The organism is Kitasatospora griseola (genome assembly GCF_044999035.1).
Taxonomy (GTDB): Bacteria; Actinomycetota; Actinomycetes; order Streptomycetales; family Streptomycetaceae; genus Kitasatospora; species Kitasatospora griseola.
Map to the genome: position 1 here is coordinate 41,994 of NZ_CP173361.1, position 13,948 is coordinate 55,941.

At 70.5% G+C, this 13,948-nt stretch carries 10 protein-coding genes and 2 pseudogenes; 7 read left to right on the forward strand and 5 right to left on the reverse strand.

Going from position 1 to position 13,948, the window contains the following annotated elements; genetic code table 11:
• Positions 1-422 precede the first annotated feature (422 nt).
• Together ACI1MP_RS37350 and ACI1MP_RS37355 are read left to right on the forward strand one after the other, a co-directional pair.
• Entirely contained in the window at positions 423-809 is a 387-nt protein-coding gene (locus ACI1MP_RS37350) for a hypothetical protein (protein ID WP_404870925.1), read from the forward strand.
• A gap of 630 nt (positions 810-1,439) precedes the next feature.
• On the forward strand, positions 1,440-4,634 hold the full coding sequence (locus ACI1MP_RS37355; RefSeq protein ID WP_404870926.1) for a Tn3 family transposase: 3,195 nt from the start codon (positions 1,440-1,442) through the stop codon (positions 4,632-4,634).
• A 34-nt stretch (positions 4,635-4,668) separates the two neighbouring features.
• Here the strand turns inward: ACI1MP_RS37355 and ACI1MP_RS37360 are convergent, their stop codons facing one another.
• Positions 4,669-5,472, reverse strand: coding sequence for a hypothetical protein (locus tag ACI1MP_RS37360; protein ID WP_404870927.1), 804 nt, complete (start codon positions 5,470-5,472; stop codon positions 4,669-4,671).
• A 393-nt stretch (positions 5,473-5,865) separates the two neighbouring features.
• On the opposite strand from ACI1MP_RS37360, the gene ACI1MP_RS37365 reads away from it, so the two are divergent.
• From ACI1MP_RS37365 to ACI1MP_RS37380, 4 genes and pseudogenes are all read left to right on the forward strand, one after another.
• Entirely contained in the window at positions 5,866-6,534 is a 669-nt protein-coding gene (locus ACI1MP_RS37365; protein WP_404870928.1) for a recombinase family protein, read from the forward strand.
• A gap of 968 nt (positions 6,535-7,502) precedes the next feature.
• A pseudogene (locus ACI1MP_RS37370) lies at positions 7,503-7,652 on the forward strand (endonuclease domain-containing protein); the annotation flags it as partial.
• A gap of 131 nt (positions 7,653-7,783) precedes the next feature.
• The gene (locus tag ACI1MP_RS37375) at positions 7,784-7,990 is read left to right on the forward strand and encodes a hypothetical protein (protein WP_404871024.1); all 207 of its coding nucleotides are present in this window, start codon (positions 7,784-7,786) and stop codon (positions 7,988-7,990) included.
• A gap of 576 nt (positions 7,991-8,566) precedes the next feature.
• Complete coding sequence (locus ACI1MP_RS37380) at positions 8,567-8,851, forward strand: hypothetical protein (protein ID WP_404870929.1); 285 nt, start codon at positions 8,567-8,569, stop codon at positions 8,849-8,851.
• A gap of 59 nt (positions 8,852-8,910) precedes the next feature.
• Here ACI1MP_RS37380 and ACI1MP_RS37385 read toward each other — a convergent pair whose 3' ends face one another.
• The 4 genes and pseudogenes from ACI1MP_RS37385 to ACI1MP_RS37400 form a co-directional block, all read right to left on the reverse strand.
• A complete protein-coding gene (locus ACI1MP_RS37385; protein WP_404870930.1) occupies positions 8,911-9,903 on the reverse strand; it encodes a hypothetical protein in 993 nt (330 codons plus the stop codon).
• Positions 9,904-9,907: 4 nt separating this feature from the next.
• Entirely contained in the window at positions 9,908-10,060 is a 153-nt protein-coding gene (locus ACI1MP_RS37390; protein ID WP_404871025.1) for a hypothetical protein, read from the reverse strand.
• Positions 10,061-10,079: 19 nt separating this feature from the next.
• Positions 10,080-10,553 (reverse strand): annotated as a pseudogene (locus ACI1MP_RS37395) (transposase); the annotation flags it as partial.
• On the reverse strand, positions 10,550-10,705 hold the full coding sequence (locus ACI1MP_RS37400; RefSeq protein WP_404870931.1) for a hypothetical protein: 156 nt from the start codon (positions 10,703-10,705) through the stop codon (positions 10,550-10,552). The gene ACI1MP_RS37400 and the pseudogene ACI1MP_RS37395, both read right to left, overlap by 4 nt.
• A gap of 172 nt (positions 10,706-10,877) precedes the next feature.
• Here ACI1MP_RS37400 and ACI1MP_RS37405 point away from each other — a divergent pair, with 172 nt between their 5' ends.
• Positions 10,878-13,835, forward strand: coding sequence for a tetratricopeptide repeat protein (locus tag ACI1MP_RS37405; RefSeq protein WP_404870932.1), 2,958 nt, complete (start codon positions 10,878-10,880; stop codon positions 13,833-13,835).
• Positions 13,836-13,948 lie beyond the last annotated feature (113 nt).

Genomic DNA, 13,948 nt, shown 5'->3' on the forward strand with positions numbered 1-13,948 from the left:
CTTCCGGGCAGCCTCCTCTTGCGCGTGCTTCTGAGCGTTGAAGATCTCCTGTGGGTCCGACATATCGGAGCTCCCTTCTTCCTACCTCCAACGCTCCGCTCCCTGGTCTCACGACGCATCCCCAGCGTGGACAGCCCCACGCCCCTTGGACCCCCAGCCTCCAGAGCGTCACGCTCGCCGCGGTGCCCACGCTGTGTGATGTCCGCAGAAGCCTGCTGCAACCGGACCGCGCGGGTAAGCCCAAAGCCCTACGGCTGCGGTGGGGCTACCGGCTGGCCTGCATCGACAACTCGGCCTTGCCGCTGCTGGCCTTCGCGTCGTCCAGACCGAACTCCTCGCGGACCGTCGCATCCAGCTCGGCCACTCTGCCCGCCACCTGGACCGGCGGGGCAATCCGGAGTACACCGGTTCCAGGAGGAGCCATGATCAACGCAACCAAGACCGGTGACGGCAGGGCGGAGGTCACCTGGGACGGCCACGCCGACGACCGATACGGTTGGCTGACCACGGTCTTTGAGCGGAGCCTCATGCAGGACGTCTTGGCCGCGCTCGCCGACCCGATGGAGTCCGCCCAGGTAGCGGCTGAGGACCAGCAGGCCGCCGAGCAGAAACTGCAGTCCGTCTCGTACCTGATCGACCAGCTCACCCTCCGCCAGGACGCGCTGATTGTGGCGCTCAGGGACCGGGGCTCGTCGTGGACCGAGCTCGCGCGCCTGTTCGCTCCGGACGAGGACGAGCCGAACCGGCTCCACCCCTTGCTGCAGCGGCGCTACAACCGAGGCCGCCGCCGCGCCGACCTCGCCAACTGACCACCCCGACCGATCCCTGCGGTTTCAACAGGACGGACATAACCCGGCCTCGGAACGTCGGTGTCGGCACAGAGGAGGAGTGCGCCGGCGTAGTCCATCTCAGGGGCCGCTTGACTGGTGAGGTCGCGTGTTCAGGTGTCGCGTATTTGCCGAAGGCGCTTCCGAGCAGACACTCTGCGTTTGGCTCGAACCTTCGGTCCGGTGTGCCGATGGCCAAGAAGGCAAGCTTGCAAGCCCTGGCCTGCGATCGCCGAACTGACCAGCTTTATGGCGGACGGTGGCAGCCGTCGGCCCACCACCAGCCGAGCGTGGTGTTGAGGGGCCAGGCCCGCGAGGACGGCGGTGGCGAGCAGGCCGTCGATCAAAGCCGGAGGCCAGCACCATGGTGGACTGCACCAGCGGGTACAGAGCAACCGCCGCGAAGGCGCCGCCGATCAGCTTCAGCGCGCGGCGCCGGCGTTCCTGGCCAGTGCCGGACGATTGGGCGGGAGCGTTGGAGTGCACAGCCGGCTGCGGTCATCATCTCCTGCGCGAGTTCACATGGTGGGCGAACATGAGCTATATGAAGGTGAAGGTTCTTGGCGCCGGCATCAGCGTGCCCGCAGGGGCTGGGCATCGGGCGGGGTGGGGATGACTTCGATCGAGCGGACCGCGTATCCGCGGTTCAAGCGGCTGATCACCGCGCGCGAGCTGCACGTTTTCTTCACCCCGTCCGAGGAGGAACGGGCGTGGGCGGAGGAGACCGCGGACTCCGACGCGCACCAGCTCGCGTTGTTGCTGGCCCTGAAGTCGTACCAGCGGATGGGCTGCTTTCCGAAGGCGCACGACGTGCCGGACCAGGTGATGGAGTTCGTGCGCCGGGCGGCGGAGCTCCCGGAGGACACCCTGCCGGTGTACGGCTCGGAGCGGACGGCCAAGAGCCAGCGGAGCATGGTCCGCCTGCGGTGCGGGATGCGCTACGACGGGCCGGGGGCCCGCGCGCTGGCCGAGGAGACGATGCGGATCGAGGCGGCGTCGAAGAACAACCCGGCGGACCTGATCAACATCGCGTTGGAGAAGCTGGTGGAGGCCGGGCTGGAGATTCCCCGGTACTCGACCCTGGACGCGATGGCCTCCACCGTGCGGGCCCGGGTGAACGAGGAGATCCTGGCCGGCATCCGGGAGCGGATGAGCGAGGACGAGCGGGCGCGGCTGCTGGGCCTGGTCGACGTCGTCGGCCTGGACGGCAAGACGCTGTTCAACGCGCTCAAGCACCACCCCGGGCGGGCGACCTGGTCGAACTTCAAGCGCCTCAAGGGTCACCTGACGTGGGTGGACGGGCTCGGCGAGACATCCAAGTGGCTGGAGTCGGTGGCGACGGGCAAGGTCGCGGACTTCGCCGGCGAGGCGGAGGCCCAGGACGCGGCGACGCTCAAGGACTACACCGCCCGCCGGCGGGCCGCGCTGATCGCCTGCCTGGCCGCGAAGGCGAGGATGCGGGCCCGCGACGACCTGACGACGATGTTCTGCAAGCGGATGGCGGGCAAGGCGAAGAAGGCCCGCGAGGAGCTGGAGGAGATCCGGCGCCAGCAGCAGGAGATCGTGGAGCGGCTGGTCGCCAACTACCGCACGCTGCTGCAGCAGGTCGACGTCGGAGGTCCCGCGCAGAGCGCGCGGGCGAAGGCCGCGGCGCTGACCAAGCAGGCGCTGGACGCGCTGGAGGGCTTGGACGAGGAGTCGAGCGCGGCCGAGGCGGTCCGCAGGCTGGAGGGCCAGGTCTCGCCCGTGCTGCTGGCGCTGGCCGAGGGGCTGATGGTGCAGTCGAACGGGCTCGCCTCGCTCACCGCCGCGGTGGAGGGGCTCGGCGGGTTCGACGCCCAGTACGCGCAGATCGAGCGGGTCTCCGCGCACCACGGCGACAACTGGGAAGTTTTCCTTCACGGGCACCTGAAGGCCGACCGGCCGGTGATGTTCGACCTGACCGATGTGATCGAGCTGAAGGCCACCAGCGAGGACTCCTCCGTGCTGGACGCCCTCGCCCACGCCAAGGCCCACCGGGCGATGGTGCGCGACTTCATCCCCGACCGCGACGCGGACGGCCGCAAGGTCGACGTCTCCTTCGCCACCCAGAACTGGCAGAAGGCGATCCGCGACCGGCGCCGGCCCGGCCACTTCGTGCGCCGCCACTTCGAGGCGATGGTGTTCTACTACCTCGCCGACGAGCTCCGCACCGGCGACGTCGCGGTGCTCGGCTCGGAGGAGTACGCCGACTGGTCCGAGCAGCTGCTGCCCTGGGAGCAGGTGCAGGAGAAGCTGCCGGAGTACCTGGTGGAGGTGGGCCTGGCCGCGCCGGACGGCCAGGTGCCGTTCGACGGCCGGGCCTTGGTCGCCCAGCTGCGCGGGCGCCTGTCCGCGGCGGCGGCCGCGGCGGACGGCGAGTACCCGGACAACGACGAGCTGTTCATCGACCCCGACTCCGGGGCGCCCAAGCTCAAGGCCCGCCGCGCGGAGAAGCCCCGCAAGAGCGCGCAGGTCCTGGAGCAGGCCGTCAAAGAGCGGATGCCCGAGCGCACCCTGCTGGGCATCGTGGCCCGCACCGCGTACTGGATCGAGTGGTGGAACCGGTTCGGGCCGGCGTCCGGCAACGACCCCAAGCTGCGCGACCCGTTCGGCCGGTACGTGATCACGACGTTCGTGAAGGGCGCGAACATGACCTTCGCCGAGGCCGCCCGGCACATCGCCGGCGTCTCCGGTCACGAGCTCTCGATCGCGTCCCGCCGCCACGTCACCACCGCGAAGCTGAACGAGGCGATCGGCGACGTGGTCGACCGGCACGCCCAGCTCGACCTGTCCCGCGCGTGGGGCAACGGCACCACCGCGGCGGCGGACGGCACCCACATGGACACCTACCTCGACAACCTGCTCGCCGAGACGTCCGTGCGCTACGGCGCGGTCGGCGGCATCGCCTACCACCACGTCTCCGACCTGTACATCGCGCTGTTCACGCACTTCGTGCCGTGCGGGGTGTGGGAGGCCGTCTACCTCATCGAGGGCCTGCTGAAGAACACCTCCGAGGTCCGCCCGACCACCATCCACGCGGACACCCAGGGCCAGAGCTACCCGGTCTTCGCCATCGCCCACCTGCTCGGCATCGACCTGATGCCCCGCATCCGCAACTGGAAGGACCTGCTGTTTTTCCGCCCCTCCCGCACCGCCCAGTACGAGCACATCGACGCCCTGTTCGGCGAGGCCGGGCGCAACGTCATCGACTGGCACCTGATCGAGACCCACTTCCGTGACCTGATGCGGGTGATCGTCTCGATCCGCGAGGGCGCCATCTCCTCCGTCCTGCTGCTGCGGCGCCTGCGCTCCGGCTCGCGCCGCAACGCCACCTACACGGCCTTCCGCGAGGTCGGCAAGGTGATCCGCACCGTCCAGCTGCTGCGCTACCTCTCGGACGCGCCGCTACGGGCCCGGGTGACGGCGGCGACCAACAAGGTCGAGGCGTTCAACGGCTTCTCCGACTGGGTGCGCTTCGGCCAGAACGGCACGGTCGCGGCTAACGACCCGGTCGAGCAGGAGAAGGACGTGAAGTTCACCTCCCTGCTGGCCAACCTGGTGATCTTCCACAACACCCTGGACATCGTCGACATCGTCCGCCAGCTGCAGGCCGAGGGCCGCCCGGTCGACCCGCTCGACCTCGCGCAGGTCTCCCCCTACCTGACCGAGCACATCAAGCGGTTCGGCGAGTACTCCACCCACGAACTCGGCATCACCCCCGACGCCTACGACGCCCGCCTGGACGTCGACTTCAGCGTGTTCGGCGACGACGAAAAGGCAGCGTGACTGCTCCACCCGCCCTGTTGAACGGAATTGATGTTCATGCCATCTCATCTGTCCATTTAGCACACGCCCGCGCAATCTTCCGCACTTTCGGCTCGGCTGCGCGCCATGGAGTAGCATTCTTGTCTCCACTTCGAGCGGCTATACAGAGTTCCGCAACAATTCTTCGGTAGGCAAAAAAAGGAAGGACCGGCGTTCCGATCATGCGGTAGCCGGTGTTCAAGCGCGTGTCGAGCGCGCGAGCCAGCGCATCGACGTCTTCGAGGCACTTCCGCTGGAGCTCCTTGATTCCTGGATCGGACTTATCGGCATCGCATGTCGCATGAAGGCGGGCAAACGACCTGGCGACAGCAGAGCTTCGCTTGCCGATTTCGCTGCAGAGCTTACGGGTGCGGGCTGCAGACTTGTTAACTGCCACGAGGCCCGCAAGTCCCAGTGTAAGAGCAAGTGTGACGCGAGGCGCCGTCTGCAGGTCAGCGAGAAGGCCAAGGACCACGCCTGCGAGCCCCAGTGCAGCTCCGAGGATCGCCAGACAATGAAAGAAGACTTCGCTGGCAATATGGGAGCCCAAGTCATCGAAGTCCCAGTTGGCACCCGTGACTCTGGGGCTAAGGAGGCGAACAGCGGCAGCAGAAAGGAGAAGGATTCCGCCTGCAAGAAACCTGCCCGTTGCCACAGATAGCAGCGCGGCAATGACAAGAAATATTGAAACGCCTGAGCGGAACGTCAGCCATTCGCGATTGAGAGCAACATCAATCCATCCCCGAGCGCCAGACCGCACCCCGGCAATCAAAGTTACCAGAAACCATCCTACGGACATGATAATGAGCGCCGTTGCCATCTGATCCATTGAACTTCCCCCATCTCAACTCTTCCTGCTTCGGAATGAGTTCCACCATCTGGATACCTCATGGATACCGCCGCCAAGCGAGAATTGAGCAAGATCAGAGGCTCTCCCTCGTCGCGGTGGTGGCCGGACGTGCGGTGAGGTGAGCATGGACGACAGCCCGGCATCCAGGTCTTCATGCCCTCCCGGGATCGAGGAGATGAGGGCGTGCCAGTCCGACGATCCGACAAGCCGGAGCCGTGGCGCGAGAGGAGCCTTCAAGAAACCATCGTTTGTTGAAGATCGCCGCGCAGGGCTCCGGAAGGGCCCCAGGGTCTTCAAAAACCCCTTCAGAAACCCCTGTGGTTCAACAACCCCCGACCACCGTTTTCTGACAGGATTCCGGGCGTGAGCACGCCACTTGAAGACGCCCAGTTCGAACTCCTGGTAGCCGAGCCCGCCGTCCGTACCGAGATCCGCATCGGATACGCACGGGTGTCCACCGGCGGACAGAAGCTCGACCGCCAGCTCGACGCCCTCAACGCGGTCGGCTGCCGCCGGATCTTCGCCGACAAGAAGTCGGGGAAGAACGACGCCCGGCCCGAGCTGAAGGCGTGCCACGCCTTCCTCGCCGCCGGCGACACCCTGGTGGTCCCCGCCCTTGACCGGTACGGCCGGTCGCTGCAGGACCTGATCGCCATGGTCGGCGATCTGCGCAAGCGCGAGATCGGCTTCACCTCGCTGCATGAGCGCCTGGACACCACCACCCCCGGCGGTCGGCTGGTGTTCCACGTCTTCGCCGCGTTGGCGGAGTTCATCCGCGAGCTGATTGTCTCCGGCACCCGCGAGGGCCTGGCAGCCGCTCGCGCCCGCGGCAAGGTCGGCGGCCGGCCAACCGTCGTCAACCCGGACATCATCCGGGCCGCCCGCGACATGCTCCCTAACCCCGAGCACTCGATCACCTCGATCGCCAAGCTCCTCGGCGTCAGCCCCGGCACCCTCTACAACCACATCCCCGACCTGCAAGAACTACGCGCCAGTCGCATCCCCGCCCAGCTCGAAGCAGGCAACCGGTGATCCCCAGCCTGCACCGACTCAAGGGCGGCGCCCTCCAGTTCGGCGCCGACGAGCCGGGCCTGCCGGCCGTCTTCTCCCGGCGGACTGCCACGCCGACTGCCCTCCACCGGCTGGCTGCCTCTGGTCGCGCAGATCTGACGGCACGACCACCGCGCGCCGACAGGCGCCGGTCACGTTCGCGGGGTGCTGTCCGTACGCCCTGGCACCCTGCCCCCGTGCTGATTCCCCTTGCCGCCGCCCGGACGAAGGCCGCGTCCGTGCTCACCGCCCCCGTGCTGCGCTTCGCCGCCGACGGCCTCCACTCCAACGTCCTCCGCGACACCGGCCACATGTACCTGGGCGCCACCGCGCTGCCCGGCGTCAAGCGCAGCGGGGTCGGGCACATCGACGAAGCCATGCTCGACGCGGCGCTGCAGGAACTCGCGGCGGTGGCAGCCGCACCGGGCCGGCTCGTCCCGCTGGGGCTGCCGTGGACGGAACTGAATCGGGGCTGCCGCTTCAACGACGACTGGCGCCTGGCCGTCCAGGGCGAACTCGTCGACCGCGCGGCCCGGGCCCGCCGCCGCGCGCCGGCCGCCGACCTCCTCGACACCGGACTCGCCCCCGCGGCGCAGCGCCTGGCAGTGAAGGAGCTCAACTGCCTGCTCGGAGGTGACCGGGAGCCGGACGGCCGTGACCCGCTGGTGGTGGCCGGTGTGGTCGTGATGGAGGTGGTGCGCCGCCGGGCCGGGATGTGGAGCATCCCCGCGCGGTGGGCGGAGGTGCTGGACCGGTGGCGTGCCGAGTACGTGGCGCTGCTGGCGCGGGCGCAGCGGTGCGCGGGGTGCGGTGCGGTGGAGGACCGGTCCCCGCGGACGATGGCGGACCGGGTGAGGCAGAACCTCGACTGGCGGTCGTCCGGCGCGGACGGCTGGATCACCCAGTGCCCCTCTTGCGCGGGCGGTGAGCACCCCTTGTACGGCGGTTCGATGCGGGGCGTGCGGTACACCAGCGAGCGGCGGCGGGCGACGCGCGCCGACGGCTACCTCTGCGCGGTGTGCGGGCTGCGGCAGGCCGCCGTCTGGGACCACTGCCACGAGGTGGGTCATGACTTTGTCCGCGGGCCGGCCTGCGCGAGCTGCAACCAGGACGAACATGCGCAGAAGGGAATCTGGCGGACCTTCTGGAACCACGGCCCGGCGTACGGCACCTGCTGGGGTGCAACGGCTGCCGCACCACCGGCACCCTTCCGCCCCGGCACCTGTCCGCGTTGGCCGCCGCCCGGCTCGGCGCCAACGCGCGGCACGCCTGTTGCACCGCCGAGCCTTCGGCCGTCCTTGAGTACCTGCCGGACGGCGGTTTCCTCGTCCGGCTGCACTGCGCAGCCCACCCGGGCCGAGAGGTCCGCTGGGAGGAGACCGTCGACGCGGCGACGGCCCTGGGATGGGTCGCGGACCTGGCGGCCGAGCACTCCTGACCCCCGGGCCGGGAAGACCCCGGCTCAGCTGCCGGACGGCGGCCGGGACCACGCGGCTTGCGCACTGGTAGCGGCTGGCCTGCGGAGGGGTGGTGATTGCGGTCTCGACCGCCGGCCCTCGGCACAAGGCGGTCGCGGGCGGAGCTGCGGTTCACCCGATCGTGTGGCTGGGGCTGCAGGGGACCAGGCCTGGACTGGCGGGCGGCGGCCTACGGCGGCCGTACCGGGGTGCCGCTCCCGGCCTCGTGCGGCACCGGGAAGGCAGAGCCGCGCGAGCGCGCGTACCCTCACCGTCTTCAGCAGCACCACGTCGTCCGCGGTCTCCTCCTCGGCGTGCTGGCCGGGCAGTGCGCGACAGGACCTCCATGACCACACGACCCTGTGCCTCGCCGGGCCGCCGTGCGGTCGGCCGGCTCGCCCGGGCCCGGGCGCTGGCCACCGGCGAGCCCCACCGGCTCGCCCTGGCCGAGCTCGCCGCGCACGGCACCGCCGTCCCGGGGCCAGCCACAGCACCTCGGAGTCGTCCTCGTCCTCGAGCTCGACCAGGACGACGTCCTCGGCGAGCAGCCGAGGCAGGTGGACGACGTAGACCAGGTGACGGCGGTGGAACAACCGGCCTTCTCCCGATCCTGTGGCGGCTTGGTGCTGCTCGAACCGCGGGACCGGCTCGACGTCGACGGCCAGGACCAGACCGAGCTCCTCCTGGATCTCGCGGCGCTGGGGCGGCGTCTGGCCGCGGAGCAGCCGGAGTTCCCGCTGAATACGTGGGCCTCGGCGGCAGAACCGGACGACAGGGACATGGAGACCCGGACCGGCGACGCCCGGGTGACGTACCCACCGCCTGCGATCGGCGCGCGGTGAGAGCGAGCGCATCAGGTCGTACGCCGCCGGAGGTGGGGTCGAGCTCGGCCGCCAGGGTGTCAGTACGTGTCGGCCATCCACGCGTAGTCGTCGGGGTTGCGCATCTGGGTCAGGACGGTGCGCAGTCCGTCCCCACGGGCGGCGTCGAAGAGCCAGGGGACGGGGTCGAGGACGGCCACGAGGCGGTCGGTGGCTTCGGTGCCGAGGAGGGTGTCGAGTTCGGCGGGGAGGGGGTCGTCGACGAGGCAGAGCCATGCGAGGGCCGCGCTCACCCGGACCTCGGCTGGCCGGGCGGGGTCCCGCCACCAGGCGTGGGTGCGGGCGATCGTCGCGGTGTCGCGTTCCTCCCACGCCAGCTCGCCGATCCCCAGGACCAGGCTCGCGCGCGTCACCGGGTCGTCCTCGGCGTCCAGGCGCGCGTGCAGCGCGGCCGTCGCACGGTCGCGCGCGGGGGCCGCCGCGGCCGAGACCGCGTAGGCGGCGCCGGTCCGGACGGCCGGGTCGGGGTGGTCGAGCAGGGGCAGCAGCCGGTCCGCGTCCGCGGTGAGGGCCTGCCGTGCGGCCTGGACGGACCAGGTGGCCACGTAGCCGCTGGGCTCGAAGATCAGGCCGCCGGCGAGGGGGCTGGTGCGCAGGAGCCCGCCGCGGGTGCCGTCCCCAAGGTGGGGACGGCGGGCGAGGGCCCCGACCAGTCCGAGAAGGCGAGGGTGGGGACGGCTTGCGGCGATGCGGACGAGGAACGGGAGGGCGAGCGCTCCGACGGCATTGGGGGTGCCCTGGTGGCAGAGCATGTCCGACAGGGCGTTCAGCTCGCGATCGGCCCTCTCCGCGTCGCCGCGCCGGATCCCGATCAGGGCTGCGGGCACGTCGCTGCCGGGCCCGAACGCGTGGTGGAACTTCTCCCACGGCGCCGCGTCCAAGTACAGGCCGTCCCTGGCGCCGGCGGTCATCGCCGCCACGACCACCCGCACGTCCTCGGGCGTGCCCGCGTGGAACTCCAGCCCGCCCTCCTCGTAAATCTTCGGGACACCGGGCCCACCTTGCCAGCTCACGGGCTCAGACCGCCGGGAGCTGGTCGGCCACCAGCGCCTTGTACTCGTGGTCTCGGTCTCCAAGCGGGAAGTTGCCGTCGGTGCAGTACGCCGCGGAAGCATGCACAACGGCGACGGAGTCGGCGAGCGTGGCCTGGCCGGGATCGCGAAGCGTCATGGGCACATCGTTCCGCTCGGCACTGACAGGCCATGCCGCAGTCGGAGGGCCCGGCGGCCGCGGTCACCCACCGGAACAGGATCCCGTTGTCGACCGCACAGCGGACCACTTCCCTCGCGAGCCGGACATTCGTAGCGAACTCGACCCCGTCGCCAGCATCTGTCTCCCGGCACCGCTCACGGTCGTCCGTCCAAGTCTTTGGTAGGTAGAGCACCCGGTCGATCAACGCCCGACCCTGACCACCCGAGTAGACGAGGAACACCCCGCCCCGGTAGTCCTCGGCGCGACCCGTGATGCCTGGGTTCCTGCCGCTGCACACCAGCAGGAACCCGGTGTCATCCACGATCAACACTCCTCCCGGGTTGGCCAGGTGCTCGACCACGCACGCGCCTACGTCGTCGAGCACCCCGCCCGCGTCTCGGCCGATCCGGTCCAGCAACCGCTGGATCCGGTCCGGATCGCCATGGCCGGCCGAGCCCGGACGGTCGGTCACCAGGGGATGTGCGACAGCGCCCAGGCGGCGACGGAGCCGCTGACGGCGGCGGTGACGGAGGTGATGAGGGCGAGGGTCGTCTGGCCGGGGCGGCGACGGGCCCCGACGCGCTGGGCGGGGTGGTGGGGGCGGTGTTGGCTGCGGCGCTTCATGGCCGGTTTCCCTTTCGGTCGGGCTTCGCGGCTGTCCCTGAGCGGGACTTGCTGGTATGACGATGAATCAGCTCGCGGCTCGCACAAAGCCGTTGGAGGTTGTCGTCACGACAACCGTGCGACAACCCCGGTTGCCGAGCGGGCAGCCGGCTGCCGAGACCGGGAGGGGTGCGTGGGAAGACAGTCGGGAAACGAGGGGGCCAGCGGCGGAGGGGGACGTCCTTGGAGCCCGCCGCAGGGGCCGAGCCAGGAGATCAACGATCTCGTCGACCTGCTGCGGCAGTGGCTCGCCAAGGCGGGCCTGAACGTGAAGAAGTTCCATGCCTTGCTGACCGAGGACGACTTCACGGATCTGAAGGTCCCGTCAGTCGAAACTCTCTATCGGCGCTTCGCGGGTATCGGGCTCACCAGGTCCATCGTCGAGGCCGTCATTCGAAGCTGCTCCCCGGACCCCCAACAGGTGGCACAGGCCTGGGCACTGTGGCACGCCGCGGAGCACAGGCCCACCCCGCCGCCGGGCGCCGTTCTGCCGCCTCCGCCCCCGCCGCAGTGGCCGATCATGGTCGGCGCGATTCCGATCCTGGCCAGCGCCTTCCAGCCGCGCAGCACCGTGCGCGCACGGATCGACGAAGCGCGGGCCAGGCACGAGACCGTGGTGCTGTCTCAGGTGCTCGCCGGCGGCGGTGGGATCGGCAAGAGCCAACTGGCGGCGTCCTATGCCTGGCAAGCCGTCCGCGACGGTACGGACCTCGTGGTCTGGGTGCCCGCCGCAGATCCGGTCGCCATCCTCCTCGCCTACGCCGAGGCAGCCGTCGCCGTTCAGCTGCCCGGTGTCTCCGGTGCCCCGGACCGGGTCCAGCAGGACGCTCGAAGCTTCCTGAACTGGCTGAGCACCACCGAGCGCAGCTGGCTCGTGGTGCTCGACGACGTCACGGACTTCATCGTCGCTGCCCGACTGTGGCCGGGGAGTTCACTCCGGGGCAACGGCCGGGTGCTGGCCACCACCCGGCAGCGCGGCGCCCACGCCTCCGGCGGCGGTCGCGCAATCGTCCCGATGGATGTCTACGAACCGGAGGAGGGCGTCGACTACCTGCGCGAACGCCTTACCACCGCCGGATTCCCCTACCTGCTCGACTCGCGGGCGGGGGAGCTCTCCGAGGCGCTCGGACGCCTGCCGCTCGCCCTCGCGCACGCCGCCGCCTACATGGTCAACCAGCACCGCACCTGCGCCGCCTACCTGGAACTGTTCCAGGAACGCACTCAGGCCCTGGACTCGGTGGTGCCGCCGGAGGCCGACACCGAGTTATACGGGCGGCCCGTCACGGCGGCCCTGCTGATCTCCCTGGAGGCCGCCCAGCAGACCGAACCCAGGGGCCTCGCCGTTCCCGCGATCCGGCTGGCGGGCCTGCTCGACCCGGCCGGCCACCCCAAGGCCCTCTGGACCACCCGAAGCGCGACCAGCTATCTCGCCCGACAGCGCGCCGCCGCTTCCCCGGAGCTCCACGGCCCGGACCTTCCTGTGACGGCCGACCGGCCGGAACACAGCACGTCCGAGCCGCCACCGGTCACCGCCGACGACGCGCTGTCCGTCCTCGCCGTCCTGCACACCTACAACCTGCTCAGCAGCTACCCGGCGGGCGTCCCCCTGCCGCACCGGAAGCCGGTCGACGGCCACCGCGAAGTCTCCATCCACGCGCTGACCGCCCGCGCGGCCCGCGACACCACCCCCGAACCGCACCACCAGCAGGCAGCCGTCATCTTCGCGCTGTACGAGCTGTGGCCCGAGCACGACCACACCGACCACCTGCTGGCGCACAGCCTCCGGGCCAACACCGCCGCCCTACGGGAGACCGTCGGCCGAGAGGTCCTCAAGCTCTTCCCCGGGTTCGCGCTGCGCCAGCGCGCCGGCCTCAGCCTCCTCCATGCCGGACTGCACAAGGAAGCCGCCGCCCACTGGGCCGAGGACCTGGAGGCGACTCTCCAAGAACTCGGACCGGGGCACGAACACACCCTGGCCGCCCGGGCGAACCTGGCCGCCGCGCTCTCGCAGGCCGGCCGGGCGGCGGAGGCCGCCGTCCTCGAGAAGCAGGTCGCGGTCGAGTTCGAGCGGATCCGGGGCGCCGACGACCCCAGCACCCTGTCGGCCCTCTCCAACCTCGCTGCCTCCTACACGCAGGCGGGCCTGCACAACGAGGCCGAGGCGCTCAAAGAACACGTCCTGGCCGCACGGGAGCGGGTCCTCGGCCTGCTCCACCCCGACACGGTGACCTCCCGGAACAACCTCGCTCTCACCTACGAGATCACCGGACGGCACGAGGAGGCCCTGGCACTCAAGGAACGGGTCGTCGCCGAACGCGCGCACCTCGACGGCCCCGGCCGGCCCGGCGGACCCGACCACCCGGACACACTCGTCGCACGGCTGGCGCTCGCCTCCTCCTACGCCTGGGCGGGACGGGTGGAGGAGGCCATGACGATCGAGCAGGAGGTGCTGGCGACCCGCGAACGGGTGCTCGGGCCAGACCATCCCGACACCCTCAACACCCGCGTCGCCCTCGCCTCCTCCTTCGCCCAAGCCGGCCGCACCGAGGTGGCCGTCGGCATGCAGCGGCAGGCTGCGGCCGACCTGCGGCGGGTCCAGGGCCCCGAGCACCCCGACACCCTGAAGGCCCTCGCGAACCTCGCCGTCTCCTGCCGGCGGACCGGCCGGTACGGCGAGGCCGTTGAGCTCTCCGAGCAGGTCCTCTGGTCCCGCATCCGGGGACTGGGCCGAGACCACCAGGACACCTTGATCTCCGCGGGCAACCTCGTCACCGCCTACGCCACGGCCGGAGAGACGGACAAGGCCCTCGCGCTCGCCGAGTCACTGGTGCCCCAGCAGACGCGGGTCTTCGGCCCCCGGGACGACACCACGCTCTCCGGGCGCCACGCGGTAGCCCTGCTCCGCGTCCACCGCGGCGAAACCGTCCTCGCCGAGGACCCGGCCCGGGCAGCCGAGGACGCGGCAGCCGCGATCGCCGCCGTCGGTCCGCACGTCCAGCCGCGGCTCCCGCCGCTGGACGAGGTCCTGGCGGACGCCGAGCGCCTCGCCGAGCTCGCACGGACCGCACTGGAACGGCGAGAAAGGACCTGAGACCGCACCCGCGACCTGCGCCGTCGCCGCCACCCACGCTGTGGGGCCCGACCCCGCTGGCTGCGGAGCATACGCGGCATCGCGCTAACCCAGCTGGCCGAAACCCGCCGACA